Raw genomic sequence first — 25,793 nt, forward strand, 5'->3', positions numbered from 1 at the left:
CCATTTGTTATAGTTGAGCCGTTACAGTGAAAGGCTGTAGCGGCTTTTTCTTTTTGCCAGCTTGGGATAAGTGATTAAATTGAAGTGGACAATTTAACCCGGGGGGCATCCCTTCACCTATACATCCCTGCAATACCGTATGAAGTACCTGATAACCAGCGTCCTTTTCCTTGCCTGCTTTTGTGCCCATGCGCAGCACAACCTTTCCGGCAGCTTACGCCATAGTCTGTACACTTACGTGTACCGCATTGATAATAAGGAAGCTGCCCAGCTCTCCAAAGACCGGCTGGAAAAAGAAAATGAAAAATACCTGCATTCCCTGGTGGATTCTTTTAAAACCGGTGATGAGCTGCCCGCATTAAGCGATGGCAATTACCTGCTGGTAAATGCATCCGGTAACCGGCTGGAATACCAGCTATACACTGCCGGCAATGTGCGTATAAAGCTGGTAAGCAATGATCATGATCAGCAGATGGCGGTGCATGATAAACAGGGCCGCCTGATCACGGATGCTACGGTGTACCTGAATAAACGCCGCCTGCCCTATAATAAAGAACGGCAAACCTACGGGCCGGTAAGAAGCCAGAAGAACGGCGCTGTAACCGTATATTATAAGAACACACACTACTATTTTCCCGTGGGCGCCTACCGGTATCATACGCCATTTTTCCGCTCCCTTACTTACCACTTTCCGCTGAAATATTTCTTTCATCGCCAAAGGAACAACTCGCGCTATGGTAATTACTTCCGTGCACAAACCCCTTATGAAAAAAAGTTCCGGGGATTTATGGTGCTGAACAAAAACAAGTTCAAACCCGGCGATACCCTGCGCCTGAAAGCCTTTATTACCAACCATAAGGGACGGCCGGTAAATGAGCCCCTGTTACTGCGCCTCACAGATGAATACCTGGACCTGGACACCATTCTTACTACCATACAGCCTTACCGGCCCGGTGCTTACGTGTATGAAATGGTGGTATCAGACAGCCTGGACCTGGATCTGGATGATGAATACCTGCTTACACTGGAAGAAACACGCAGCAAAAAGTACAACCTGGGTGACTATGACGGCGACCTGGATGATAACGAATATGCATCGCTGCGTAACGTGCTGGTACGTACGAAATTTGAATATGAGGAATACGAGCTGCATTCCATTACCTTCTCCGCCCGCAGCAGTAAACCCAAACATTACCGCGGAGAGGAGCTGTCCGTTTTCCTGAAAGCAACAGATGAAAATGATATGCCGGTTATGGACGGACGGGTGGAACTGTTCGTGCTGAACCAGGAACATGCTTACTCCAATTTTCATGCACCCCGGGTTTTTCTGCCGGATACTTTATGGTCCTTTACACAAACACTGGAAACTACCGGTGAAACCCGGGTGAACATCCCGGACAGCATTTTCCCTAAAGCCAGCTTCAGCTATGTGATCCAATGCCATTTCCTGAACAGTGATAATGAATCACAGCACGAATCCCTTTACCAAAGCTTTGCCAATGCAGGCCAGCACCTTGCTTTTGAGCTACAGGACGATAGCCTGAAAATTGAGCATTATACTGCAGGCAAAACCAGCACAGCCAGCGGCATATTATATGTCTTTGGTGAAGAGAACGATACGCTGGAACAACGTACTATTACCCTGCCCACGATCATTAAGATCCACCCTTTTGCCACTTCCTATACCGTAACCAGCAACCAGCTTACTGACAGCTACAACCTTTCCCACGCCGGCGGCGCAGTGAGCTGCCAGGCCATGCGCAGCCGGGATTCTGTATTTGTACGCCTGGTGAACCCGTATCACCTGCCGGTATGGTACACTATTTTTGCGGGTAATAAGATCGTATTAAGAGGATATAGTGACACGCTGCTTTACCAGGAAAGAACCCATACAGCCGGCAATTACAATATATCCCTGCAATATATTTATGGCAACAAGGTGCAGAAAGAAAACTACCTGGCCGCTTACCAGGATAAGCTGCTGAACATTCACTCTGATCAACCGGCCTTTGTATACCCGGGCCAAACCGTAAATATAAACCTGCATGTAACAGATGCAAACGGCCAGGCCGTACCGGATGCTGATGTTACCGCTTATGCATTAACGAAAAAACTACGGGCGCCTGCGCCTTATGTTCCCTACCAGGGCCGCAGCTATGCTAACCGGAAAATGTTCCGCGGTATTGCATTGATGGAGCATAAACGGCTTAGCGCTACAGAGCGCCTGAACTGGCAGCGCTGGAGCCGGGAAATGAAGCTGGACACCATTGAATATTATAAATTCCTGCATCCGCAAAACCTGTATGTGAACCGGGAACCTGCCGCCCATGCAGTAACACAGCTGGCGCCCTTTGTAACGGGCTGGGGCGATCTTACGCCGGTACATCTTATTTATATTGATGAAAGACCGGTGTTCTTCAGCCAGTCGCAGCCCACGCAGCATTACAGCTTCCGTGTAAAAGAAGGCTGGCATAACATACGCCTGCGCACCGCTGATAAATTAATAACGCTGGACAGTATATGGATTACCCCTGCGGAAAAAACAGTGATCAGTGTTGATGAATATGCCCAGGCAAAGAACATCAGCATAAAAAAAATGCCGGATACGCTCACCAACTATGAAAAGGCGCTTTGGAGCAAATACATGCTGCTGATAGAAAATAATTTTTATGATGGTTTTGCCTATCTGCGGCATTACCCGGACTTTTACCTGCTTGGGCAGAACAGCTACAACGCCCCTTACCTGGCAGGTCCTTTCCCTGAGAACCAGTTAACCCTGGTAGTAAAGAACCAGTTTGAGCAGGGTTTTGAAGCAGAAGGCAACTGGCGTTATAATATTGCTCCCGGCCTCATTAAACAAAAACAGCTGGGCCAGCCCTACCCTTTTTCCTCTCGTTTATATAACAACCCGGTATTACCCAATTTCAGTGATTATGTGCTAACTGAAAAAGATATAGACAGCCTTTGGCAGGAGTTCCTGGATAACCGCAGCCGCCATACCACATTGCCTGAGTGGCAAAGGACAAACAAAACCGGCAATGGTAAATTAAAAATAGGATTACCTGAAAATGATAAACAGTTACCAGGCCTGATCAAAAATGTGATCCTGTTCCGTTATGATGATCTTGATTTTCTGCGCGTGTATCCCGGCGCCATGCTTGACCTGGGCTATCAGCAACCTGGTTTGTACCGGGTGCTGCTGCTGAAAAAGAAGAACGATTATCTTTTACTGGATAGTCTGCACATACTGCCCGATGGTGTCAACTACTACGAAGCAAACAAACAGCTTGAAAAACCTGCGGATAGCATGAGCATAAAGATTGCCCGCATTATTGAAAGCCGTGAGGGTTATAACAGCGTGTTAAAGGGAGATAATGATATGGACCGCATTAAAGAAACCTTTAACAGTCAATACCTGGATGTAAGCTCCTTTACCAATATTATCAATGGTATTGTTAAGGATAATAAAGGAGCGCCTTTGCCCGGTGTTAGCATCATCATAAAAGGCACCAGCAATGGTACACTAACAAACAGCCGGGGCGAGTTCAAACTTAAAGTACCTGCCAATGGCACCATAAATATTATGTACATCGGTTACCTTCCGCAACAGTTCAGGATCCAGGCGGGAAATTATTATACCATTACACTCTGGGAAGACGAGCAAAAGCTGGAAGAAGTAGTGGTAGTAGGTTATGGCACAACAGTCAAAAAGTTAATGACAGGCTCCGTATCCACTGTTGAAACCAGCGCGCTGGCCGGCCGTGTTGCAGGCGTTTTTATCCGGGGAGTAAATTCCGTTAGCGGCAATACAGCGCCGCTTATTATTGTAGACGGCCTGCCCTATAACGGCACCATGGAAAGTATTGACGCCGGCCTGCTGGATCATATTACCGTATTAAAAGCAGATGCAGCTACTGCCCTATACGGTGCGCAGGCAGCTGGCGGCGCTATCATTATTACCACGAAAAAGGCCGCCCAGACAGCTGAAATACCACTGCCCACACAGGGTAATACCCTGCGCCGTAATTTCCGGGACGATGCTTACTGGCAGCCCAAACTGTTAACCAATGCGCAGGGTAACGCCAGCTTTACAACCACTTTTCCGGATGATATTACCAACTGGCAAACCTTTGCTATTGCCATAACGGATAAAAAACAAAGCGGTTACCTGCAGGGCGCCATCCGCTCATTTAAAGCGCTGAGCGCAAGTATAAACCTGCCACAGTTTGCCATAACCGGGGATTCCATACAGGTGATAGGCAAAACGCTGAACTACCAGCCAGAAGCTTCAGATGTAAAACGCAGCTTTTCCATAAACGGCCGGCTGGTAAAAGAAGGTAACATTCATGTACGCAATTCCCTGATCGATACTTTTGCTGTTACAGCAGCTAATAATGATTCTTTAAAGCTGCAATACACCATACAAAAACCCAATGGCTATTTTGACGGGGAAGAAAGGGCCATCCCCGTATTTAAGCCGGGTGTAACAGAAACCAACGGTTATTTTGCAGCGCTGCATAAAGACACTACCCTACGCATACCCCTGCTGGCGGATACCGGAGTTATAAAGGTGCACGCAGAAGCTTCCCTGCTGCCGGCATGGGAGGAGGAAACAGAACGGTTACGAACCTACGAATACCTGTGTAATGAGCAGCTGGCCTCCAAGCTCAAAGCCCTGCTGGTACAGAAAAAAATAGACGCCTACCTGAAAAAGCCCTTTGACGGCGATCAAAACATAAAAGAGCTGATCAAAAAGCTGAACGAAAGCAAAGCAGGCAATGGATTATGGGGCTGGTGGGCCGGCAATGAGCCGCAGCTCTGGATCTCACAGCACGCCATGGAAGCCCTGCTTGCAGCAGCACAAAGCGGCTACACCATACCGGTTAACAAACAAATGCTTATTGATTACCTGGTCTATAACCAGGAAAGCTACCGGGGCGTGGAAAAGCTGAACAGCTTATATATATTACAGCAGCTGGGCGCCAAAGCGAACTTTAAAACCTATGTGGATTCACTGGAAAAACAAAACCGCAACACCGGCAGTCTGTACCTCCACCTGCGCCTGGCAGAATTTAAACAATCCCTGAACCTGCCTGTACGCCTGGATACTTTTATTGCCAAACAGCAGCACACTGCGTTTGGCAATACCTATTGGGGAGCGGATAATTACCAGTTCTTCGACAACTCCATACAGCTTACCTTATGTATGTACCGTATGCTGCGCCAGGCAGGCGGTTATGACGATCTGCTGCAAAGCATACGCGGTTACTTCCTGGAAAAAAGAAGCGGCGGGCACTGGCGCAATACCTACGAATCTGCTTTGATCCTTGAAACCATTTTGCCGGACCTGCTGGCCGACAACGCAACAGCGCAACCTGCTACCTTAACCATTGACGGCCCTACCCATATGCAGGTAACTACCTTTCCTTTTAACACTACGCTAAAAGGCGGCAGCGCATTAACCGTTAGTAAACAAGGCGGCCTGCCCCTGTACTTTACAGCTTATCAGCAACGCTGGAATGCAGCACCGGATAGTGTAAGCGGCAACTTTACCGTACATACCGTGTTTGAGGAGCAGGCAAAAACCGTGGCCCGCTTAAAAGCCGGCACACCGGTAATTTTAAAAGCAACGGTAACCGTTAAAGGAGATGCGGATTATGTGATGATAGAGATCCCTATTCCGGCCGGCTGTTCCTACCAGGATAAAAGCCAGTCGTACCGGTACAATGAAGTGCACCGGGAACATTTTAAAAATAAGGTGAGCATCTTTTGCAGGAGCCTGTCTAAAGGCGTGTATGAATTCCGCGTATCACTGCTGCCCAGGTATGGCGGGGTGTATACCCTGAACCCCGCTAAGGCGGAGATGATGTATTTCCCGGTGTTCTACGGCCGTGAAGGCATTAAGAAAGTGGAGATAAAATAAACACCGGAAAGAATGTAAAATGTAAAATTTTAAATCATAAATGTAAAAGGGAAATGCAGCGATCTGTTGCATTTCCCTTTTACATTTGAAATTTTACATTTATGATCTTACATTTTTTATTTGATCTCTTCCAGCATCTCTTTCACTGCTGCTTCCAGCTGTGTATCCTTACCAGCCAGGAAGTCTTCATACTTCAGTGGTACGCGTATATCCGGCTCTACCTGCAGATTTTCTGTAGGGCGGCCTTCCTTACCGATGGTAGCTATCATCGGGATACCAAATACAATGGTAGGATCTATTTGCTGCTCCCACCAAACGGCCGTGCCGGTGCCTGCTACAGGCATACCAATTAATTTACCAATATGCCCCTGTTTATAGATGTAAGGGAAAATGAACGCATCGCTGTAATTTCCCTCGCTCATGAGCACACAGCTGGGCTGCTGCCACTGGCCCTGCGGCTCACCGCCTTTCACCTTCTCGCTTTGCGGGGCAAATTCCAGGTATTTTTTACCGCTTAAAAAGTTGTACAGGTCATCATGCAGCCAGCCGCCGCCATTAAAGCGGGTGTCTACGATCAGCGCCTGCTTGCCGCGGTTCTTGCCCATCACTTCATCATATACGGAGCGGAAGCTGGCATCGTTCATGCTTTGCACATGCACATAACCAACTTTGCCGTTACTGAGCTTGTCCACCATTTTACGCGTGTTCTGCACCCAACGTTTATACATCAGCGTATTTTCTTCACCGGGGCTGATGGCTTTTACGGTTTCTTCCCAGCGTTTTTGGGTAGCCGGGTTGTACACGCTTACCAGCACATTATTACCGGCTTTACGGTTTAACAGTACCGACCAATCCATTTGCGGGGTAATGGTAACGCCATCTATCTTTTCAATGATGTTGCCTTTTTCCAGCTTACTGCCTGAGCGGTCAAACGGGCCGGCGGGAATGATCTCATCCACCTTCAGGCCGTCTTCCCTGTAAGTTTCATCAAACAGCAAACCAATGGAAGCGGTGTTATCGCCATCCGGGCGCTGAGGCGAATAACGGCCACCGGTATGGGAACCATTCAGCTCGCCCAGCAGCTCGCTCAACAGCTCCTGGAAATCGTAGTTGTTGCTGATATGCGGCAGAAAGCGTGCGTAGTTATCGTGGTACATTTTCCAGTCCAGGCCGCGCAGCGTGGGATCATAGAACTTCTCCTGCACCTGTTTCCAGGTATGTTCAAAAATATAGGCGCGTTCTGCTGCTGCATTCAGCACCAGCTCAGTTTTAATATTGATGGGGGTGATCTTTCCGGAAGCGGTTTCCACTTTTACCACGCTGCCGTTGTTGCTTACAAATAAGGTATTACCATCTTTGCTCAGCTCTATGCTACCGGGGCTGCCACCCAGCTTGGCAAGGATCTTTGTATCGCCGGTGCGGGGTTCTGTAACCCACAGGTCGTATCCTTTTTCAAAGGCGGCAGTATAATACACTTTGCTGCCGTCTTTATTCAGCACATAATCACTAATGGATGCGCTGTTAATGGTAAGGCGCAGCTGCCGGTTTTCAAGGTTCTCAAAATCGGGTTTAAAAAGTGTTTTTGGGGTAGTGGTGTCTTTACCTTTAGCGGTTGAATCCTTAGCTGCTTTTTTATCGCTTTCCTCTTTTTCTTTCAGCAGGTTAAATTCATCTTTCGATAATTTAAAACGGTCATATGTTTCCTGGTCAAAGAATACTGCGTAAATATCTGTTTCGCGGCTCCCCTGCCGGGCCAGCGATTTACGGCCTTCCCTGCTGGTTTCCCATGTCAGCATTTTACCATCGCTGCTCCATTTGCTGTTGCCTTCTCCAAAACCGCTGTTAATGGGGAACACCGGCGCCCCTTTTCCATCCTGCGGTAATAAGGCTACGTTCCGCACACCAAAATACCCCTGCTGGTCGTCCACGGCAATCCACTTGCCATCCGGGCTCCAGGTAAAGCTCCAGTCGCCATCGGAGTAAGAGTGGTTCTGACCGGCAGGCAGCAACGTGCGGCTTTTAGCGGATGCCAGGTTATACACTTTCAGCACATTCCGGTTCTCTATATACGCAATCTCTTTACCGTCCGGTGAGAATACCGGCTGAAATTCCTCTGCTGCCGTGGCTATCAGCGGCTCTTCTTTTAAGAGGGTAGCTGCAAAGAAATAGGGTTCTTCTTTTCTTACAATAGTGCTCTGGTAAATGTCCCAGTTGCCGTTACGTTCAGCGGCATATACCAGCCGTTTACCATCCGGCGACCATTCTACCATGCGCTCCTGCTGCGGGGTATTGGTAACGCGTTTGGTCATATTGCCTTCCACGCTGCTTACAAATACTTCTCCGCGGGCAATAAAGGCCATCTCCTTACCATTGGGGCTCATGGAAAACGCGGTGATATTGCCGCTTACCGGCATAAATTTTTCAGTAGCTGTGCGGCCGTCGTTAAAGATCTTCACATTTACCTTTTGCGGCTGCGCGCCTTCTTTCAGCGTATAGATCTCACCGTTATAGGTAAAACATAAGGTATTATCACCTGACCTCGACAAATGCCGTACCGGGTGTTTATCAAAATGGGTAAGCTGCTGCGGCTTGTCTTTATCTGCCAGCGCGGCTTTGAACAGGTTCTGTGAGCCGCCGGCCCTTTCGCTCAGATAATATACTGCATCGTCTGCGGCAAAAACCGGCTCGCGGTCTTCCCCTTCAAAGGAAGATATTTGCTGGTAGCTTTTTTTATTAAGATCATAGATCCAGATATCGCGGGTTACCGAAGAGGTATGGTGTTTGCGCCAGGGATCCTCATATCCTTTGCGGTCCTGGAACACCAGCTGATCGCCTTTTGTATTGTAGTGCGCATATTCTGCGCCGGCAGCGCTCAATAATACGGAGCGCCCGCCGGTAACCGGTACGGTGTACAGGTTATTAAACAGGCGCACATTGAAACGCACACTGCCTGCGGGTGCAGTGCGCGGGCTGCCAAACAATACCTGTTTATTGTCGGGCGTAAAATCGTAAGGGTAATCTGCTGTGCTGTTAGCTGTTAGCCTCACCGGCGTACCGCCTGTGGCAGGCATTACAAACACATCAAGGTTGCCATAACGGTCGCTGGCAAAGGCCAGGTATTTGCCGTCGTGGCTCCATACCGGCATCATATCCTGCGCTTCGTGAATGGTAACCGGTACGGCTACGCCCCCATTTACATCCACCCGGTAAATATCTCCTTTATAGCCAAAGGCAATAGTTTTACCATCCGGGGAAATAGCGGGGTAACGTAACCATAAAGCATGGTCCTGCGCATAGGTAAGGCCCGCCAGGAGTAAGGCGGCAGCCGTAAAAAGGTACTTGTTCATAAATTGCTGTAAACAGATTTTGTTGATGGCAATGGGTTGTGCATTGCGCTTGAAATGACGCTGAGCCTGCAAAATAAAAAAACCGGGCATTTCCCAAACCGTTAATTGACAAGTGGCTTTAAAGGGGTAACAAAGGCAAGGCGGCGGTTTTTGAACGTCCCATAAAAAAGTTATCTTACCATATAAATACCCCTGCTATGGAAAAACATACCGTAAAAATTATTGGCATACAGCAAATGACGCATGACGTAAAATGCTTTCGTGTGGAAAAACCGGCCGGTTATACGTTTGTACCCGGGCAGGCCACAGAGGTATCCGTTAATAAACCCGGCTGGGAGGAGGAAGCGCGGCCTTTTACCTTTACCGCCCTGGAAGATGCACCCTGGCTGGAATTTACCATTAAAGGGTATGCGGATCATGACGGGGTTACCCATCAGCTGCACCAGCTGGCCGAAGGGGATGAGCTGATATTACGGGATGTATGGGGCGCTATTGAGTATAAAGGCCCCGGTTATTTTATTGCCGGCGGTGCGGGCATAACCCCGTTCATAGCCATTTTGCGTATGCTGCATAAAGAAAACAAGATCGCAGATAACATCCTCTTTTTCTCCAATAAAACAGCTGCTGATATTATTTATGAAGATGAGCTAAACCGGATCTTAGGCCGCAATGCGCGTTTTACCCTTACCCGTGAAAAGAAAGAAGGTTACGAGAACGGCACTATTAACCGCGCTTTCCTGGAATCCAGGATCTCCGATTTCAGCAAACATTTTTATGTATGCGGGCCCGATAAAATGATACAGGATATTAACGTGGCGCTGGAAGCGCTGGGCGCTAAACCAGACCTGCTGGTGTTTGAGAAATGATCGTTGTGTCGTCCCCGTTAGAGCAATGTTTCCAGCTCGTCTAAAAAAGCGGCTTGCCGTTCATTCATCATTTGCCTTGCCTCCGCTAACGTAAACCAGGCGGCTTTATCCACTTCCGGGAAGCTGCGTTTTTTGCCGCTGCGGGGCGGCCATTCCAGCTCAAAGGTATTGCTTACAATACCTGCAGGGTCCAGCTCCCCGCTTACGGCCCAGCATAACACCACCTTTCCTCCCTTTTGTTTAATGGCTTTCAGTGGAATGAACCTGCCGGAAGGCCGGTAACCGGTTTCCTCTTCAAACTCGCGGATAGCGGCATCCAGCGGGGCTTCGCTTTCAGGATATTCTCCTTTGGGAATGGTCCAGCTGCCGGCATCTTTTTTAGCAAAGAAAGGGCCGCCGGGATGCACCAGCAATACCTGTAGCTGAGATGCCTGCTTTCTGTATAATAAGATACCGGCGCTTTGTTTAGCCATAACATAATTATTAACTGCATAAAGCTACGGCAAATGTTGGACCGCCTACTTCTTTGCGTGCCGGGTTTTTAAGAAAACTTCCAGCTGTTTCAGCTGTTTGGTCCAATAGGTTTCAAAAAAGCTGATCCATTCCTTCAGCTCATCAAAGCCCTGCTGCTGCAGCTCGCAGTAGCGCTCCCGTCCCTGTGTGGTAATGGTAATAAAACCACTGTCGTACAACACTTTTATATGTTTGGATACCGCGGGGCGGCTGATGTTGAAGTTATCTGCAATAGCGTTAATGTTCTGCTTTTCTTTGGTAAGCATCATTAAGATCTCCCGCCGGTTGGGGTCAGACAGTGCCTGGAAGCAATCCACGCTGTATTTACTTTTCGCCATAGCTGTATTGTTGCAATGCTTTTTCCAGTCTTTTGATCACTTTGTTCTTCCAGCCCATTTCCATAATAAAGCTGGCAAAGATATTCCTGGCGCCTTTAAAGCCGGTATGATACAGGTGTAATTCTGTACCATCATCTTTGGGCACCAGCTTCCAGGTTACCACGGTATCCAGTGTTATTACTCCTTCTGAAGGACCGCCCTGGAAAGAGTACGCCAGCTTTTGTAAAGGCACTACTTCCAGCACTTCAAAATACGTTTTACCATCCCATTTCATTTTAGGACGGGGCGGTTGTACCATCATCCATTTAAAACCAACTTCCGGTTTAAAATCACCGGCATTCAGCGACCACTGTTTCAGCAGTGATGGTTCGGTAAGACATTCCCAGATCGTTTCCAGGGGGTATGGATAAAACCATTTAATGTGAAGATCCCTTTGCATAATATGTAACTTTTGAGTTACTCAAATGTAATATGTAACTTTTGAATTACACAATTTTTATAGAAAAAAATTGAAGATCGTGGCATTATTACTGGTAATGAAGGGATTGGTATTAATTCCACAAACCTGGGAAAGGGATGCCACATCTTCCCTGGCTGACCCTGCTTAACATAGGGTGGTGGCCATTTTGGCCTGTTCTTTGGGATATATGATTATAGAAACGGGGATTCGTTCACCATAAAAAAGTAACGATCATGAAACAGCATGAAAAGGATAAAAATCAGGATTATAATCAATTCAGGAAAGAAAACCTGACCGGGAAAGCAGAACAATCTGAAGCTGCCATTGAGCAGACAGAACGCGAACGGCATAATAAGGGAGCAGATCAGACACGGCCTGACTTAACCAAACAGCAAGATGAACTCAAACACACAAAAGAAAGCCGTAAACATTCCCATTAAATTTCAGTTTTTATTAATTAATATCTTTCCCGGAGGTTGCTGTTAATATACAGCAGCCCGATGTAAAAGGACGCAGGCATTTACCTGCGCCCTTTTTTTGTGCCTGCTAAAATTGGATTGCTGCTGCAAAAAACATAAATTGATGATCTAACCAAATGCAATCGGCGTCTAATCCGTTAACCATGAAAAAAGTATTTCCACTTATATTACTGGCTTGCCTGGGCAGTATGCTCACCTTATTACAGGCCCAAACCAAAACAACCGCTGCTGCACCGGCCGTGAAAACAGCCAATGGCGCCCTTACCGGTATCATTGAAAAAAGCGGGGTGCATGCGTATAAAGGCATTCCCTTTGCTGCGCCGCCGGTAGGCAATTTAAGATGGCAGCCGCCCCAGCCCGCTGCTAACTGGACGGGTATACGAAAAGCAGATCATTTTGCACCGCGCACTATGCAGGCCGCTGTTTTTGGCGATATGGGTTTCCGTTCCGATGGCATGAACGAAGATTGTTTATACCTGAATGTTTGGACGCCTGCACGCAAAAGCAAAACATTGCTGCCGGTGCTGGTATATTTTTATGGTGGCGGTTTTGTAGCCGGTGATGGTTCCGAAGCGCGTTATGACGGTGAAAGTATGGCGCAGAAAGGTATTGTAGCGCTTACAGTGAATTACCGTTTAGGCGTGTTCGGTTTCCTTTCCCACCCGGAGCTTACAAAAGAATCGCCCAGCCACGCTTCAGGTAATTATGGCCTGATGGACCAGTGGGCCGCATTAAAATGGGTACAGGAAAACATAACAGCTTTTGGCGGTGATCCTAAAAGGGTGACCATTGCAGGCGAATCTGCCGGCTCCATTGCCGTAAGCGCGTTAATGGCTTCTCCCCTGTCAAAAGACCTGTTTGCAGGCGCTATAGGTGAAAGCGGTTCCGTACTGGGCGCTTTGTCTGCCATGCCTCTCTCAAAAGGTGAAGCAATGGGCGAAGAATTTGCAAAAAGCATAGGCGCTGCCTCATTGGAAGCGTTACGCGCATTACCGGCAGATTCATTGCTGAAGTTAGCCACCCGCTTTGGTACATTCCGTTTTCCGGTTACGGTTGATGGTTACTTTTTTACCAAAGATCCTTACCAGGTATATGCTGCAGGAGAACAGGCGCATGTGCCGCTGCTGGCCGGCTGGAACTCAGAAGAGATGGGCTACCGCGCTATGCTGGGCAACCTGCCACCCACCAAAGAAAATTTTGAAAAAACGGTACAGAAGCTGTACGGCCATGGAGAGGTGAGCGGTACGCTCCTGAAATTATATAACCCTGCTACCGATGCAGACGTAGAACAGGTAGCCACCGACCTGGCCGGCGACCGGTTTATCAGCTTCAGCACCTGGAAGTGGATAGATGAACAGGTAAAGACCAGCGGCCAGCCGGTGTACCGTTATTTATTTTCCCGCCCGCGGCCTGCCATGAGAGCATCTATGGGCAATGCCACGCCGGGATTAGCTGGCGGCGTTATTAAAGATAAAACAACCGCTGCCCCTAAACCACCGGCCGCTAAAGGCGCGGTACATTCTGCAGAAATAGAATATGCTATGGGTAACCTGTCATCGAATAAAGTATATGCGTGGACACCGGAGGATTATAAAGTATCGGCCATTATGCAGGCTTACTTTGCCAATTTTATTAAGAACGCCAACCCTAACGGCCCCGGATTACCTAAGTGGCCGGCTATAACGGGAACGGATACTGTACCGGTAATGCATATTGATGTGCGCACACGTATGGAGCCGGAGCAGCACCGGCAGCGTTACCTGTTCCTGGATGAGCAGGCGAAACATCCTAAATAATTTGATTGCTTACTGAGTGAGCGAGGCAGTAAGGGGTTGTTGTAATACATACCCTTTACTGCCTTTATACACATAACGCTGCTCCAGGGTGAAACGCGCTGTTTTTTTGCCTTTTACCAGCTTACGCAGCTCTTCCGGCAGCTGCTCTGCATCGGGGTCTGTACTGCGGTAAGTACCTTTGGTGATGATGATAATATCGCGGAAATATTTTTTATCGCTGACCGGTACTTTATATTCACTGCTCCAGAAAGAATATCCTTCTTCGGCAGTGGTTTCTGTTCTTTCAATCCCATAGGCAGCCATGATCTGCTGATAGCTGCCGTTTAACCCTGCTATTAAATACCAGGTACCATCAAAAGGGCCGCCACCAGGGCCGTTCAGGTGTTTCAGTATAAACGCAAACTGATCTTTCCCTATTTGCAGCAGCTTAGGCGACGGGCATTGCGAAAAAGCGCCATAGGCTGCTACTGCTGGCTGAAAAGCTACCAGTTCCCAGCTGTTTTCATGCTGCTCAAATTTGGCCAATCCTAACAGGCCGCCGGTAAAGCGCGATACCTGCAGACCTTCCGGATCATACTCGGAATGATTAAAACAGATCACCTTAAACTGCCTGCCGGATGAATCCTGGTAGCTGATCCCGTTAATTAAACGGGTGGCTACGCCTTCACTAAAAGGGAAATCACCTGCTGCATCTTCATTCACATCCGGGTACTTTTTAACCGCGCAGGTTTTACAGTCCCAGTTAATGAGCTCATTTTTATAATTGTCTTTGCTAAGGTTGTAATACTTACCGGGAAATAGCTGTTGCAGCGCCTTTTGTGCATTAAAGGGCGATGGCACTGTTAAGGTGCGGTGCTGCAGGATGGTATCGTTAACGGTCTTCTTTTGCAGGTCTTCACTGGATTGCGCGTGTACGGTGGTTTGTAAGCCAATGGCTAATAACAGAAAGGAAATTAATTGTTTCATATAAAGGGATGAGCAGGCGCAAAGATAGATGTTTATATGATAGATGCGCACTGCTTCCGTGTCGTTTACCGGCCAAGAATTAATACAGTTTGGATACTTAATGCACCGGCTGGTGATGCATAAGCTCCTCTATTGCCTGCTGTAAAGCGGTGGCCTGGTCTGTTAATTCAAGCAAGGTAAATTTATTGCCGGGTATAAGTGTATCCGTGCCATCCTTTTCTATGCGCAGGTTCAGCTCACGCGTTTTAAACCAGGGATGTACACCCCGCACAGCGGCAAATACGGCTGTTTGGTCCCAGCTCATACGGCCAATAGTATCCTTATCTTTTGTGAGGGCTATTTGAAAAGCATCCTTTACCGGGCTGTTATGGATGGTATTATTTTTAATTAAGGGAATACCGGTGCGTACCTGCTCCCCTACTTCAAACGGGCTTAATATTACCGGCGTTTCCCATTGCGCAAATACGGTTTGCGATGCTGCTGCGTCTATATACACATTGTATTCCCGCCCGCTGGTTTTACCAGGGGGCAAGCTGGTGGCCATGGCTACCAGCTGTTTTACCTTTTGTTTTACCAGCTGCCGGCCGTTAAGCGCGGAGTACTGATCTGCTTTGGAGTTTAACAGGTCTGCCAGGTTAGTGAAAAAGCCAATAGTGATAAGGGTCACCGAATGATCCGGCTGTTGGGCCAGTATACGGCGGTACAGCGCCACTGCTTCCGTAGCCTGCTGGTTAGAGCGTATGTTATGCGGATACCTGGCAATAATAGCCTGTGCCCATTGCTGCTGGCAAAGTTCATTGGGTTTTGCACGTTTGGTAACGCCAATGGGTATATGCGGTTTTTTAAAATAAGTGCTCAGCACACTAATGGTAGGCACGGTGGTTTCAAAAGCGTTAGAAGAAATGACGGCCAGTATTTTGGCTTCGCCTTTATCTGCAAAAGCGTGTAACAATGCCATTGCGCCTACATCGTCATAATCGCCTGCGATGTCAGTATCCAGGATAACCGGAATAGGATGTTGCTGCGCGTAAAGTTGCGTTGTCATCAGCCATAAAAAGATAAATGGTAAGGAGAATTTGTGTGCCATGGTGATGAAGTTATAATAATAATTTGATTTACATTTGATTATATCGCGATGCAGTGCCCAAAGACCTGTCATACGCTGGATCTTCACCACCATTAAAAAAACATTTGTAACCTTTGGGGTTACAGTGTATCTTTGTACTATGATTGAAACCATAGCGCATAAAGGGCTACGGCTTCTGTGGGAAAAAGATGATCCCTCGAAGCTGCCAGCCGCGCAAGTGGCAAAGATCAGACGCATTTTATCAGTCCTGGATACGATCAAGACGCTTGATCCGCTACGGCAGATCCCCGGTTATAAGCTGCATAGCCTGACGGGTGACTTAAAAGGTTTCTGGGCCGTGACAGTAACAGGAAAATACCGGATCATTTTCCGGTTTGAAAATGAAAATGCGCATGTCGTGAATTACATCGATTATCATTAAAAGGAGGATAGCAAGATGAAGCGAGGCATGATGCCCACTCACCCCGGCGCAGTACTCCGGGAGGATATTTTAAAGGAAATGAACCTTTCCATTACAAAAGCCGCTCAAGGCTTAGAGGTCAGCCGTAAAACGCTTTCGGAAATCGTTAATGAGAATGCCGGCATTACTGCTGAAATGGCGCTGCGCCTGGAAAAAGGCTTTGGTGTGGATGCATCGTTTTGGCTGGACCTGCAAGCGAAATACGATCTCTGGAAGGTGCAAAACAGCGGACGGGTAGCCCATATTCATCGCATTGCTCCTAACCAGGCTGTATAAAAAAAGTACCCCTCTATTTACTGCATAACATCTTATTTAGCTACAGCAAGAGGACACCGATACGAACTTATGACACGCCAGGAAATGATTGCTTTTAAAACCAACCTGAAAAAAGCCGGAGAGCGGCTTATTACAGAACGGATTGCTGTGATAAAAACAGCAATCGATAATGCACAGGAAGCAGCTAATAGTGAAGGTAAAAGTTCGGCAGGGGATAAATACGAAACAGGAAGAGCCATGGGACACCTGCAAAAAGATATGTATGCACATCAACAGGCAGAAAATATAAGAGAGCTTGACAACCTACAGAAAATTAATACCGATATCATCTATACAGCCGCTCAAACAGGCGCTTTTATACGATGTACAGATCATTCCTTTTTTATTGCATCCGGACTCGGTAAACAGCTGATAGATGATCAGTCAATATTTTTTCTTTCGCCCAATGCGCCGCTCGCAAAATTATTGCTGCACAAAAAAGCAGGTGATCGTTTTCTTTTTAATAAACAGGATACAGTGATCCTTGAAGTTTATTAATGAACCTGCAGCCATTCAAACGAACCCTTATCTGCCTCCAGCACATCCGGCCCGTCTTTCACGGGTTTGAACTGCAACCCCATAACCGCCGTAGCGCGGGGTGAAACGCGATCATCAGAATGATGCGTATGCAACACGTACTTCATTTTCCCATTCTTATCAATGAACACATCACCATGGCCCAATCCATTCTGTCCAATGGTGTGCCGGCTTATGATGGGGTTACCTGCATATTTTTTCCAGGGGCCTAAGGGAGAGCTGGAAGTAGCATATCCCACTGCATAATCCTTGCTGCGGAAATCGTTGGCGGAATAGATCAGGTAATAAACATTTTTATGCATTAATACGGTTGGCCCCTCTGCCACCGGCCACTTTGATCCGGCTGTGTTCTCCCATCCTTCAGCGCTTGCAATGCACTCCTTTTCCGTGCCGGGCATCACATCAGACAGATCGGGTTTCATTTCCGCTACATAGATCCGGTTGCCATTTTGCAGCTTTACGTGATACAGATATATTTTACCATCTTTATCGAAGAACAAAAACGGATCGATCTGTTTGCCCGTGCCGCTCAAATGGGCAAACTGATCCTGTTTGAACGGACCTTTGGGGCTGGATGCTTTTGCAATCGCTATCTGTTCATCTGCTGTATAGGCCATGTAATAGCTGCCCTTGTACTGAACCACCTGCGGCGCCCAGAAACCGCCATTACCGAAGGATTGGCCGCGCTGTAAGGCAAAGCTATCCTGCGGCTGGCTCCAGGTTTTCAGGTCGGCAGACTCGTATACCTTAAATCCCTGGTTGCTGCCGGTGCCATAGAGGTAATATGTTCCCCTACCGGCAAAGATGGTAGGATCGGCCAGGAATATAGCGGGTTGCTGCGCCATGCTTTTCATACCGGATGCCAGGCCTGTTGCAATCAGGCCCGCCTGGAAGATAGTTTTTAGATAAGCCATAGTAGCGAAATATAGGAAATTATAGTACGATATTTGAAAGAGTAAAGCATAAAAATATGATTGCCATGAAAAACCTATTGATCATCTTGGGCAGCCTGCTAATATTTACCTGCTGTCAGCAGCAGCCCCGCACCGTACAGGGAACAGACACGGCCACAACAGCTGGTCAGCAACCTGTTATTCAGCAGGATACAGCTACCGCAGCTACGAAAAGACCTGCTATATCATCCGAAAAGCTGGTGAGTGCCGGCAAGGGCATTGGCAAAATAAGCCTGGGCAGTAATGCTGATAAGCTGGAGCAATTATTAGGCAAGCCCGATTTCTCCGATGCCGCTATGGGCAAAGCCTGGCTTACCTGGTACAGTAAGCGCAGGGATGAGCATAATAACCGGAATGAATTGAATATCTATACTACATACGCAGACAGCACCATGCGTACAAAAACGGTAAAGCAAATACGGGTAACCTCTCCTTTTTATATAACGGCAGACAGCCTGCAGGTGTATAATGATCTTGCCCGCATCCGGGAAATATATCCTGACCTTGTTTCCGAAGGTACATACAAGGAACAGAAAGGAGGCAGAATGATCCACCTGTATGATGCCATTGCCCAGGGCATTGCTTTTGAAGCAGCCGAAGCGAATGGACAACAGATCTGTATTGGTATGATCGTACATGAGCCGGGTAAAGCAGTAACGGATATATACATAACCTTACATCCGGATCTGAAAAAGTAGCCTTACCGCCCCAGCCTAAACCCTGCCTTTACACTGAACCCAAAGTTCAGCGGTGATGATTCCATCTGCACGCCATCTTCATTGGGCTCCCAGTCTGTAAAAGAGGTGCCTATCAGCCCGAAATGAATTGCCGGGGTAATGGTAACGGATCCAAGCTCAAAATTCACACCTGCCGCGCCATTGAACAACAACACATATTCATTCCAGCCTTCTGTATAGCTGTAATAGGCACGGGAGGCAAACTCACCTGCATCTTTACCATTATTGTGCAAAAAGGTGAACTGCGGGCCTAAACCAACAAACGGCGCAATACGCACTTTACCGCCTACCGGTAATGGATATACGGCTTTAAGCAGTACATTGATACCGGCGGCTTTGCCTCCGCCGGAAATCACATCATCATTGGGCAGCCACTCCCCTTTTGCCTTGCCGGTTATACCCAGCAGCAGGTCGCCATTGAGATCAAAATGTACGGGGCCTGCTTTGAACAGTGACCTTTTTTCAATCGACAGCGTGATCATGTTACTGTTAATGCTGTGAATGGGGTAATTATCGTGCCGGGGATTACCATCAAAGCGGTGATAGTACCAATTGGTTTTGTAATGCATACGCGCAAAGCCAATACCGGCGTACCATCCGCCGCGGTTATCTGTTTGCGCCTGTAATACAAAAGGAAAGAGGAAAAGCAGAAAGAAGAAGATCGGTTTCATATGCCGGGTTTAAAAAGTTTTGATGATTCAAAACTACCCAGCGGGCAAAAGCTGAACAATAGAACAATGGTTATACGCTATTTGCGGGGCTGCCCAAATACTTTGTTCAGCGCCTCTGTACGGTTTTGCACATGCAGGCGCTCGTAAATATTATGTATATGCTGGCGCACCGTGCCGGTGCTGATGTGCAGCTGCTCTGCAATCTCCTTATATAACAGTCCTTTGGCTAAAAGGGTCAGCACTTCCATTTCGCGGGGCGAGAGTGGCGCAGGTTCCGGGCTGCAATGAAAAGAGGCTACCACCTTGCGTGCTATGCTGATGCTCATGGGCGATCCGCCTTCGTGCAGCTCTTTCAGCGCAGCAATGATCTTGTCAGGGGACGTATCTTTTAACAGGTATCCGCTGGCCCCTGCTGCCAGCGCTTCAAATACCTGGTCGCTGTCTTCATAAATAGTGAAGATCATGAACTGCATTTTAGCGCCGGCTGCTTTCAGCTGCCGTATGCAATCCACGCCGGTAGCGCCGGGCAGCGCAATATCCATGATCACCAGGTCGGGCGGGTTGGCTAACAGGCCTTTACCCGCTGCTTCTGCATTATCGTATACAGAGAGGCAGCTGAAGCCTGGCGTTTGGTTCACCAGGAAGCGCATGCCTTCGCGTATTTCCGTAATGTCTTCCACTATGCTTACCTGTATTGCATCCATGTTATAAAATTGATCTATTTACAAGTATCCTGGTATATAACAAAAGTTATAGCGCCAGGGGCGCCGCTAAATTTACCACAGTGCCCTCATCGTTTACTACCAGCAAGTAACCGCCAATTTGCTTCATGCGCCGGTCCATGTTCTTTAATCCATTGCCAAAGGGCATGGTTGCCGGGGTCTCAAACCCACGGCCATTATCCTGTATGATTATTCTAAGCTCGCTATTAATAATGATAATGGCTATAACTACTTCTGTGGCGCAGGCATGTTTTATTATGTTATGCACCGCTTCTTTTGATGCCAGGTACAGGTTACGGCGCAGCTCCTGGGGAATGTTTATTGCGGGAACGTTTTCCGGTATCTGAAACTGGTAGGCTAATCCTGCGTTTTCCAGCGCTTCTGCGGTGTTCACCCGGATGTATGCAATAAGACTGTCCAGGGAGTTCTGCTCCGGGTTCATGGTCCAGATGATCTCATTCATTTTGCGTATCAGGTCAGCGGCTGTGCGCTGAATTTTAACGGCGGCTGTTTCCGGATCGCGGATGCTGCGGCTCAGGAATAACATGGCAGTTAACCCGGATCCCATATCGTCATGCATTTCCTGGCTAATGCGCTGGCGCTCCTGCAGCTGCCCTTCCAGCAAGGCTTTCAGGCGTACATTCTCCTGCCCTGCCTGTAATACCTGCTATTTTTGCCGGTAATAGCGGTATGTGAGCAGCAGCAATAAACATAAGACAAGGATGCCTGCACCGGCGGCTATTAACCACAAATGCTGATGCAATGCCTGCCGGTCTTTTTCCAGCAGCTGATGCTGCTTTTTCTCTACTTCATATTTGGTTTCCAGCTCCTGGATGTCCTTTTGCAGGTTATCATTCATCAGCGCATCGCGGGCAGAATCGTACAGGTAACGGTATTGCCTTGTCAGCAGCTGGTTGCCCAGCGCAATTTGTATGTCAGACATTAGCAGCAGCAATCCACGAGTTACTTCTTTCTAGTCATGCACTTTAGCATATGCCAGGGCCGTATCTGCGCTGATAGCGGCCTGCCTGTATTGTTTGGTCCAGTACAGGCCTTCTGTAATGCCCTGCATGGCAATAGCCTGCCCGTTTACATCATCCAGCATGCGGGCCAGGGGCAGGGCCGATCTGAATGCGGCTAAATATTTATCGTAGTAACGAACCCTTTTATAACCATTGCCCAGGCTCATAAGCGCAGATTCCTGCAAAGTAATATCATCATTGATCAGCACTTTTACCAGCAGCTCTTGTAACCCGTACCGGCGGCAGGTATCCACTGCCTGCAGATCCAGCTTTAGCGATTCATTATACCGGCCCTGCATATTTAATACGGCTGTATAGTTATTCACATACCGTACAAAACCAGCAGGGTAATGCAGCTGCACACTCAGGCGCTGCGCCTGCTCATAGTAATACAAAGCGGAATCGGGAATGTTATTCTCATACTGCTGGCCCAAAGTAATGAAAGCCATTACCTTATTGGTATCCACAGGCAGGGCATGCAGTACACGCCGCAGGCTGTCGCGGTTAAGTCCTGTTACCATTTGCGCCTGGGTATGCAGGGTTAACAGCATTACCAGTATGCATATATGCAACCACACGCGGGATATACGTTTCATGGCCTTTGTATTGACGGGAATGTACGCAATACAAGATAGGTATTTATAAAATAAAAATTCCCCGGCACTAACATGCCGGGGAATCATAATAAATTAAAGTTAACCGGCGGTTTATTTGCCGTTCAGCTTTTTAATAAGGTTTACTTCATCCTGGCGGTACGGGGTGCCATCCTTATCAAAAATATCATGGAACCATTCTATAGGCTGGCTGCCATCCGGTAAGGGAGTATCCCAGGCATAGATAGTATTGGTTTTCCCATTTACAAAACCCCAGTTAATAGCGCCTACCTTTTCTTTTTTAAGCAGGGGCAGGGTGTTGGCAAAACGGCTGTTGCGTGTGCGGGCCATGTATTCCGTACAGATCAGCGGGCGGCCATTGGCTTTTAACAGCTCTATTACACGCTGGTGCCATTGCGGCTCTTCATAATCATGATAGGTAACAATATCAGAGTGGGTGAGCTGGAAAGTATTCAGGTTTTCCAGGCCCCAGGACCATAAGCCGGCACTGATGGGCTGATCAGGGTTTACTTCCCTTGCCCATTTAAATACGCTGGTCAGCAGCGCCATGGAAGAATCGCCCTTTTTATTATTACCAGGTTCGTTATACAGATCCCACAGCAGGATACGTTTGTCGTGCGCAAAATGGGTGAGCACATCCTTCACATATTTTTCCAGCGGCGGAAAATTGGCCGGGTCGGAAGAAGCGGGCTGCCCGGGGTCCTGCATCCAGCCGGAGTTATGGATGCCGGGTTTAACATCCGGCTGCTTACCTGCTTTGGGTTCTTTGTTCCAGCAATCGTCAAAGAACACCAGCAGCGGTTGAATGTGATGTTTTTCTGCAATGCCCAGGAACTCGCCTACCCGTTTTTTAAATCCTTCCGGATCCTGCTGCCAGGCTACGGAATGCAGGAATACGCGCATGGTGTTAAAACCGATATTTTCTGCCCAGCCTAATTCCTTATCAATGGTAGCAGGGTCAAAAGTAGCTGCCTGCCACATTTCCAGCTGGTTAATAGCATTGGCGGGAATGTAATTGGCGCCGGTTATCCAGGGGTGCTCACTGTACCATTGATTGGCCTTTTCAACAGACCATTGCTGGCCCGGTGCAGCAGCTTCCGTTTGTTTTTTCTTTTGTGCATTTACATTGCCTATTACTACAGACAATAGAAGCAGGAGTGTCCAGTTCTTTATTCGCATGGGTGATTAATTTTCAGTTCCAAAACGTGGTTTAATGCGTATAAAGATAATGTTTGTGGATGTTTCATTTGTATCAATATGTATGCAAAACATCTCAAACTTATCAATACCATCGACCTGCTTTTTTACGTACATTACCGTTATGCTGAAAAAGATAGGACCGGATAAGTGGACGCATTTTTATGTGGGCATCCTGATGGGCGCCCTGCTGCAAAGCGTGACCTGGTACCTGCTGCCGGGCAGGCCGGTGCTGGATACGGTACTTACTTTTGTGGCCGTAGTGGCCATCAGCTATGGCTTTGAGGTATTATCGCTGGTAACCGGCAAAGGGCATTACGAGGTAATGGATGCCATTGCCGCTGTTATAGGCGGTATTATTGGCATGGGCATAGGCGGGATCTTTATTTATGTATTAGAGCACCAGCTGGGCGTGTAGCCGTTGCAGGGCAAACTCCGGATCACCACAAAAACCGGTATGCACACGGGAGGTTTGTAAAATGGTGCTGCGTGTAGCCGTGAGCCAGCGGAAGCGCAACGCTACGTCCAGCTGCCCTATGGGCCCGCTCTTAGCGCCTCCGCAGCAGATCTGCTCAAAGGCGCGCAAATAATCCCTTACTTCCAGCACATCGGTACCGGGCCCTATTACCCGTAACTTTTCTTCATCCAAAGTAAACACCGCCTGCAGGAACTTACGCTCCTTGCAGTAGAGAATAACGCCTACATTGATGAATTCCTCCCGCTCCACCCGGGGTACGATGCGGATAACGGCGTATTCAAATAAGACTTTCCCTTGCATGTTGTGCGGCTTTTACAAAAATTTCTGACGATGCGATGCGTGTGGTTAAAAACTGTATGTATACTTCCCGGCGTTCATTGGCGTCTCCTGCCTCCTGTGTATCTGCCAGCAGCCATTCATCCGGCACCAGTGCTACAATGGCGCGGATACGCTCTTCCGTAAGAATGGCGTGGCCGGCTATATCTGCAGCATCCAGCTGGGAGGCCTGCGGCAGCAGCACATGATCCTTTACCTGGGCAAAGGGCCGCAGCGCATGCTCTTTCCAGTTGGTCCAGGTGTGGTGAAAATATAAAGAGGCGCCATGATCTATGAGCCACAGCTCCCGCCCCCACATGAGCATATTAGTGTTACGTGCCGTACGGTCCACATTCGTGATCAGGCAATCCAGCCACACGATCTGCGAAGCCAGCGAGGCATTGATGGTATACACCGCAGGATCAAAAGTAATGGAGCTTTCCAGGTAATGCAGCCCTAAATTAAGGCCTACACTGGCTTTCAGCAGGTCCTGTATTTCCTCATCAGGTTCTGTACGGCCAAAGGCGGTATCCAGGCTGGCAAATACTATTTCCGGCACTTTTAAGCCTAATGCCCGGGCCAGCTCCCCGCCTATCAGCTCCGCTATCAATGCCTTTATTCCCTGCCCTGCGCCCCTGAATTTGTGCACGTATAAGAAATCGTCATCTGCTTCTGCAATAGCCGGCATAGAGCCACCCTCGCGTAAAGGTGTTACATACCGCATTACATTCACAGACCGTATGGGTGATGTAGTGTTGTTCATACCAGGGGGAAAGTTAACACCTTTTTATTTTTTGTTAATGAATTTGAAGGCAAGCACACAGATGATACATACAATAATAAGCGTGATCCATAATGCATTGTAACCCCATGTTTGCGTGATCAGCGCGCCACCACCGGGTCCCAGCACCTGCGCGGCCGACCAGGTTACCGCAAAAGCAGCTGCAAATTTACCGCGGTTATGCTCATTCGCTTTACTCATGATCACCGTATTAATAAAAGGTAAGGCCATCATTTCTCCCAGGGTTAAAAAGATCATGGAGCCAGCTGCAGCTACCATGGGCGCCATACCCGGCACTACCAGCAGCGTGTAGCCCAGGGCAGTGGCTATAACACCTGAAATAATATAATAAATGGCAGAGCGGCGGCTTTCCCAGTAACGTACCAGCACCATTTCAAACAGGGCAATGATAACACCGTTGAGGCCTAACAGCATACCAATGGTAGCTTCATTAATGTGCAGGCTCTCTTTCCAGTATACAGGGGCCAGGCGGAACATGATCATAAAACAGCTCATGTAAATGATCACTACCATTAAGAATTTTAAGAGATAGCTGTTTTTCCAGGGAGAAGATTGCACCGGCGCTTCTTCCGCTACCATAGCGGTTTTTACCGCTTGCTTAACGGCAGGTAATAAGGTGAGCACCAGTCCCCCAACGATCATATACACCACCCCTTCCACCCAAAACAGCAGGTGATAATTAATAGCAGCCAGTATACCGCCTACAGAAGTGCCCAGCGCCCAGCCAATGTTCATGGCCAAGCGGTTCAGGGAGTAAGAGCGGGTAAGGTTCTGCGGGGTGGAATAAGCGGCTACCGCAGCGGCATTGGCCGGGCGGAAGGCCTCTACCACAAAACTAAGCAGCACGGTCATTACACACAGCAGGGAAAAATCCTGCACATAACCAAATAACAGGAACAGCAGGCCGCCTGTTATGGCGGTAAATACCTGTACAGCGCGGAAGCTGAACCGGTCTATAAAATAGCCGCTTACGCTGGAACCCGCTACTGCACCGGCGCCGAACAGGGTAATGATCAGCCCTGCATCTGCAATGCTGCGGTGCATGCTTTGGGTAATATACATGCTCATAAAAGGCGCTACCATGGTGCTGGAACGGTTTACCAGCAATACAAGGCTTAACAGCCAGGTTTCCCGGCTCAGATCACTGAAGGAGGACCTATAGGTGTGTGCAATTTTAAGCAGCATAGCGTGTTTG

Annotated in this window: 25 protein-coding genes; 9 read left to right on the plus strand and 16 right to left on the minus strand. The window is 48.1% G+C overall.

Annotated elements, in window-relative coordinates:
* Positions 1 to 139 precede the first annotated feature (139 nt).
* Positions 140 to 5,923, plus strand: coding sequence for an alpha-2-macroglobulin family protein (locus KVT36_RS23745; protein WP_217605944.1), 5,784 nt, complete (start codon positions 140 to 142; stop codon positions 5,921 to 5,923).
* 116 nt (positions 5,924 to 6,039) lie between these two features.
* On the opposite strand, the gene KVT36_RS23750 is transcribed toward KVT36_RS23745, so the two are convergent.
* Positions 6,040 to 9,270 (minus strand): S41 family peptidase, encoded by a 3,231-nt coding sequence (locus KVT36_RS23750; protein WP_217605945.1) that lies wholly within the window; start codon positions 9,268 to 9,270, stop codon positions 6,040 to 6,042.
* Between the two features lie 197 nt (positions 9,271 to 9,467).
* Between KVT36_RS23750 and KVT36_RS23755 the strand changes: the two genes are divergently transcribed.
* The gene (locus tag KVT36_RS23755) at positions 9,468 to 10,136 is read left to right on the plus strand and encodes a flavodoxin reductase (protein WP_217605946.1); all 669 of its coding nucleotides are present in this window, start codon (positions 9,468 to 9,470) and stop codon (positions 10,134 to 10,136) included.
* 17 nt (positions 10,137 to 10,153) lie between these two features.
* Here KVT36_RS23755 and KVT36_RS23760 read toward each other — a convergent pair whose 3' ends face one another.
* The 3 genes from KVT36_RS23760 to KVT36_RS23770 are packed head-to-tail and all read right to left on the minus strand — an operon-like array spanning position 10,154 to position 11,426.
* Positions 10,154 to 10,609, minus strand: coding sequence for an NUDIX domain-containing protein (locus tag KVT36_RS23760; RefSeq protein ID WP_217605947.1), 456 nt, complete (start codon positions 10,607 to 10,609; stop codon positions 10,154 to 10,156).
* A gap of 45 nt (positions 10,610 to 10,654) precedes the next feature.
* Positions 10,655 to 10,987 (minus strand): helix-turn-helix transcriptional regulator, encoded by a 333-nt coding sequence (locus KVT36_RS23765; protein WP_217605948.1) that lies wholly within the window; start codon positions 10,985 to 10,987, stop codon positions 10,655 to 10,657.
* Positions 10,974 to 11,426, minus strand: coding sequence for an SRPBCC domain-containing protein (locus tag KVT36_RS23770; RefSeq protein ID WP_217605949.1), 453 nt, complete (start codon positions 11,424 to 11,426; stop codon positions 10,974 to 10,976). Before KVT36_RS23770 ends, KVT36_RS23765 begins: the two co-directional genes overlap by 14 nt.
* Before the next feature lie 254 nt (positions 11,427 to 11,680).
* Between KVT36_RS23770 and KVT36_RS23775 the strand changes: the two genes are divergently transcribed.
* Positions 11,681 to 11,887 carry a hypothetical protein gene (locus tag KVT36_RS23775; RefSeq protein ID WP_217605950.1) on the plus strand — a complete coding sequence of 69 codons (207 nt, stop codon included), beginning with the start codon at positions 11,681 to 11,683 and terminating at the stop codon, positions 11,885 to 11,887.
* A 182-nt stretch (positions 11,888 to 12,069) separates the two neighbouring features.
* Complete coding sequence (locus tag KVT36_RS23780) at positions 12,070 to 13,722, plus strand: carboxylesterase/lipase family protein (protein ID WP_217605951.1); 1,653 nt, start codon at positions 12,070 to 12,072, stop codon at positions 13,720 to 13,722.
* Between the two features lie 9 nt (positions 13,723 to 13,731).
* Here KVT36_RS23780 and KVT36_RS23785 read toward each other — a convergent pair whose 3' ends face one another.
* Positions 13,732 to 14,688 carry a hypothetical protein gene (locus KVT36_RS23785; protein WP_217605952.1) on the minus strand — a complete coding sequence of 319 codons (957 nt, stop codon included), beginning with the start codon at positions 14,686 to 14,688 and terminating at the stop codon, positions 13,732 to 13,734.
* A 97-nt stretch (positions 14,689 to 14,785) separates the two neighbouring features.
* On the minus strand, positions 14,786 to 15,733 hold the full coding sequence (locus KVT36_RS23790; protein ID WP_217605953.1) for a nucleoside hydrolase: 948 nt from the start codon (positions 15,731 to 15,733) through the stop codon (positions 14,786 to 14,788).
* Between the two features lie 181 nt (positions 15,734 to 15,914).
* Between KVT36_RS23790 and KVT36_RS23795 the strand changes: the two genes are divergently transcribed.
* From KVT36_RS23795 to KVT36_RS23805, 3 genes are all read left to right on the plus strand, one after another.
* A complete protein-coding gene (locus KVT36_RS23795) occupies positions 15,915 to 16,196 on the plus strand; it encodes a type II toxin-antitoxin system RelE/ParE family toxin (protein WP_217605954.1) in 282 nt (93 codons plus the stop codon).
* Between the two features lie 15 nt (positions 16,197 to 16,211).
* On the plus strand, positions 16,212 to 16,511 hold the full coding sequence (locus tag KVT36_RS23800; RefSeq protein WP_217605955.1) for a HigA family addiction module antitoxin: 300 nt from the start codon (positions 16,212 to 16,214) through the stop codon (positions 16,509 to 16,511).
* Between the two features lie 69 nt (positions 16,512 to 16,580).
* Positions 16,581 to 17,048, plus strand: a complete 468-nt coding sequence (locus KVT36_RS23805; protein WP_217605956.1) for a hypothetical protein — start codon at positions 16,581 to 16,583, stop codon at positions 17,046 to 17,048.
* On the opposite strand, the gene KVT36_RS23810 is transcribed toward KVT36_RS23805, so the two are convergent.
* Complete coding sequence (locus KVT36_RS23810) at positions 17,045 to 18,001, minus strand: glycoside hydrolase family 43 protein (RefSeq protein WP_217605957.1); 957 nt, start codon at positions 17,999 to 18,001, stop codon at positions 17,045 to 17,047. The two genes, KVT36_RS23805 and KVT36_RS23810, sit on opposite strands and share 4 nt — an antisense overlap.
* A 65-nt stretch (positions 18,002 to 18,066) precedes the next feature.
* Between KVT36_RS23810 and KVT36_RS23815 the strand changes: the two genes are divergently transcribed.
* Positions 18,067 to 18,738, plus strand: a complete 672-nt coding sequence (locus KVT36_RS23815) for a hypothetical protein (protein WP_217605958.1) — start codon at positions 18,067 to 18,069, stop codon at positions 18,736 to 18,738.
* A gap of 2 nt (positions 18,739 to 18,740) precedes the next feature.
* Here KVT36_RS23815 and KVT36_RS23820 read toward each other — a convergent pair whose 3' ends face one another.
* The 6 genes from KVT36_RS23820 to KVT36_RS23845 form a co-directional block, all read right to left on the minus strand.
* The gene (locus KVT36_RS23820; RefSeq protein ID WP_217605959.1) at positions 18,741 to 19,448 is read right to left on the minus strand and encodes a hypothetical protein; all 708 of its coding nucleotides are present in this window, start codon (positions 19,446 to 19,448) and stop codon (positions 18,741 to 18,743) included.
* A 77-nt stretch (positions 19,449 to 19,525) separates the two neighbouring features.
* Complete coding sequence (locus KVT36_RS23825) at positions 19,526 to 20,152, minus strand: response regulator transcription factor (protein WP_217605960.1); 627 nt, start codon at positions 20,150 to 20,152, stop codon at positions 19,526 to 19,528.
* A gap of 46 nt (positions 20,153 to 20,198) precedes the next feature.
* A complete protein-coding gene (locus KVT36_RS23830) occupies positions 20,199 to 20,795 on the minus strand; it encodes a sensor histidine kinase (RefSeq protein WP_217605961.1) in 597 nt (198 codons plus the stop codon).
* A 42-nt stretch (positions 20,796 to 20,837) separates the two neighbouring features.
* A complete protein-coding gene (locus KVT36_RS23835; RefSeq protein WP_217605962.1) occupies positions 20,838 to 21,113 on the minus strand; it encodes a hypothetical protein in 276 nt (91 codons plus the stop codon).
* A 30-nt stretch (positions 21,114 to 21,143) separates the two neighbouring features.
* Positions 21,144 to 21,788 carry a hypothetical protein gene (locus KVT36_RS23840; RefSeq protein WP_217605963.1) on the minus strand — a complete coding sequence of 215 codons (645 nt, stop codon included), beginning with the start codon at positions 21,786 to 21,788 and terminating at the stop codon, positions 21,144 to 21,146.
* Positions 21,789 to 21,899: 111 nt separating this feature from the next.
* On the minus strand, positions 21,900 to 22,985 hold the full coding sequence (locus KVT36_RS23845; RefSeq protein WP_217605964.1) for a cellulase family glycosylhydrolase: 1,086 nt from the start codon (positions 22,983 to 22,985) through the stop codon (positions 21,900 to 21,902).
* 142 nt (positions 22,986 to 23,127) lie between these two features.
* Between KVT36_RS23845 and KVT36_RS23850 the strand changes: the two genes are divergently transcribed.
* Positions 23,128 to 23,421 carry a hypothetical protein gene (locus KVT36_RS23850; RefSeq protein ID WP_217605965.1) on the plus strand — a complete coding sequence of 98 codons (294 nt, stop codon included), beginning with the start codon at positions 23,128 to 23,130 and terminating at the stop codon, positions 23,419 to 23,421.
* Here the strand turns inward: KVT36_RS23850 and KVT36_RS23855 are convergent.
* The 3 genes from KVT36_RS23855 to KVT36_RS23865 are packed head-to-tail and all read right to left on the minus strand — an operon-like array spanning position 23,398 to position 25,783.
* The gene (locus tag KVT36_RS23855) at positions 23,398 to 23,781 is read right to left on the minus strand and encodes a DUF3037 domain-containing protein (protein ID WP_217605966.1); all 384 of its coding nucleotides are present in this window, start codon (positions 23,779 to 23,781) and stop codon (positions 23,398 to 23,400) included. The genes KVT36_RS23850 and KVT36_RS23855 overlap by 24 nt on opposite strands.
* On the minus strand, positions 23,759 to 24,559 hold the full coding sequence (locus tag KVT36_RS23860) for a HipA family kinase (RefSeq protein ID WP_217605967.1): 801 nt from the start codon (positions 24,557 to 24,559) through the stop codon (positions 23,759 to 23,761). Before KVT36_RS23860 ends, KVT36_RS23855 begins: the two co-directional genes overlap by 23 nt.
* A 24-nt stretch (positions 24,560 to 24,583) precedes the next feature.
* Positions 24,584 to 25,783, minus strand: a complete 1,200-nt coding sequence (locus tag KVT36_RS23865) for an MFS transporter (RefSeq protein ID WP_217605968.1) — start codon at positions 25,781 to 25,783, stop codon at positions 24,584 to 24,586.
* Positions 25,784 to 25,793 lie beyond the last annotated feature (10 nt).

The organism is Chitinophaga sp. GbtcB8, from assembly GCF_019091455.1.
Taxonomy (GTDB): Bacteria; Bacteroidota; Bacteroidia; order Chitinophagales; family Chitinophagaceae; genus Chitinophaga.

What these genes read in the sequence shown, in the direction of transcription:
- KVT36_RS23745 (WP_217605944.1), top strand. Translation starts at nt 140, where the DNA reads ATGAAGTACCTGATAACCAGCGTCCTTTTCCTTGCCTGCTTTTGTGCC.
- KVT36_RS23750 (WP_217605945.1), bottom strand. Translation starts at nt 9,270, where the DNA reads ATGAACAAGTACCTTTTTACGGCTGCCGCCTTACTCCTGGCGGGCCTT.
- KVT36_RS23755 (WP_217605946.1), top strand. Translation starts at nt 9,468, where the DNA reads ATGGAAAAACATACCGTAAAAATTATTGGCATACAGCAAATGACGCAT.
- KVT36_RS23760 (WP_217605947.1), bottom strand. Translation starts at nt 10,609, where the DNA reads ATGGCTAAACAAAGCGCCGGTATCTTATTATACAGAAAGCAGGCATCT.
- KVT36_RS23765 (WP_217605948.1), bottom strand. Translation starts at nt 10,987, where the DNA reads ATGGCGAAAAGTAAATACAGCGTGGATTGCTTCCAGGCACTGTCTGAC.
- KVT36_RS23770 (WP_217605949.1), bottom strand. Translation starts at nt 11,426, where the DNA reads ATGCAAAGGGATCTTCACATTAAATGGTTTTATCCATACCCCCTGGAA.
- KVT36_RS23775 (WP_217605950.1), top strand. Translation starts at nt 11,681, where the DNA reads ATGAAACAGCATGAAAAGGATAAAAATCAGGATTATAATCAATTCAGG.
- KVT36_RS23780 (WP_217605951.1), top strand. Translation starts at nt 12,070, where the DNA reads ATGAAAAAAGTATTTCCACTTATATTACTGGCTTGCCTGGGCAGTATG.
- KVT36_RS23785 (WP_217605952.1), bottom strand. Translation starts at nt 14,688, where the DNA reads ATGAAACAATTAATTTCCTTTCTGTTATTAGCCATTGGCTTACAAACC.
- KVT36_RS23790 (WP_217605953.1), bottom strand. Translation starts at nt 15,733, where the DNA reads ATGACAACGCAACTTTACGCGCAGCAACATCCTATTCCGGTTATCCTG.
- KVT36_RS23795 (WP_217605954.1), top strand. Translation starts at nt 15,915, where the DNA reads ATGATTGAAACCATAGCGCATAAAGGGCTACGGCTTCTGTGGGAAAAA.
- KVT36_RS23800 (WP_217605955.1), top strand. Translation starts at nt 16,212, where the DNA reads ATGAAGCGAGGCATGATGCCCACTCACCCCGGCGCAGTACTCCGGGAG.
- KVT36_RS23805 (WP_217605956.1), top strand. Translation starts at nt 16,581, where the DNA reads ATGACACGCCAGGAAATGATTGCTTTTAAAACCAACCTGAAAAAAGCC.
- KVT36_RS23810 (WP_217605957.1), bottom strand. Translation starts at nt 18,001, where the DNA reads ATGGCTTATCTAAAAACTATCTTCCAGGCGGGCCTGATTGCAACAGGC.
- KVT36_RS23815 (WP_217605958.1), top strand. Translation starts at nt 18,067, where the DNA reads ATGAAAAACCTATTGATCATCTTGGGCAGCCTGCTAATATTTACCTGC.
- KVT36_RS23820 (WP_217605959.1), bottom strand. Translation starts at nt 19,448, where the DNA reads ATGAAACCGATCTTCTTCTTTCTGCTTTTCCTCTTTCCTTTTGTATTA.
- KVT36_RS23825 (WP_217605960.1), bottom strand. Translation starts at nt 20,152, where the DNA reads ATGGATGCAATACAGGTAAGCATAGTGGAAGACATTACGGAAATACGC.
- KVT36_RS23835 (WP_217605962.1), bottom strand. Translation starts at nt 21,113, where the DNA reads ATGTCTGACATACAAATTGCGCTGGGCAACCAGCTGCTGACAAGGCAA.
- KVT36_RS23840 (WP_217605963.1), bottom strand. Translation starts at nt 21,788, where the DNA reads ATGAAACGTATATCCCGCGTGTGGTTGCATATATGCATACTGGTAATG.
- KVT36_RS23845 (WP_217605964.1), bottom strand. Translation starts at nt 22,985, where the DNA reads ATGCGAATAAAGAACTGGACACTCCTGCTTCTATTGTCTGTAGTAATA.
- KVT36_RS23850 (WP_217605965.1), top strand. Translation starts at nt 23,128, where the DNA reads ATGCTGAAAAAGATAGGACCGGATAAGTGGACGCATTTTTATGTGGGC.
- KVT36_RS23855 (WP_217605966.1), bottom strand. Translation starts at nt 23,781, where the DNA reads ATGCAAGGGAAAGTCTTATTTGAATACGCCGTTATCCGCATCGTACCC.
- KVT36_RS23860 (WP_217605967.1), bottom strand. Translation starts at nt 24,559, where the DNA reads ATGAACAACACTACATCACCCATACGGTCTGTGAATGTAATGCGGTAT.
- KVT36_RS23865 (WP_217605968.1), bottom strand. Translation starts at nt 25,783, where the DNA reads ATGCTGCTTAAAATTGCACACACCTATAGGTCCTCCTTCAGTGATCTG.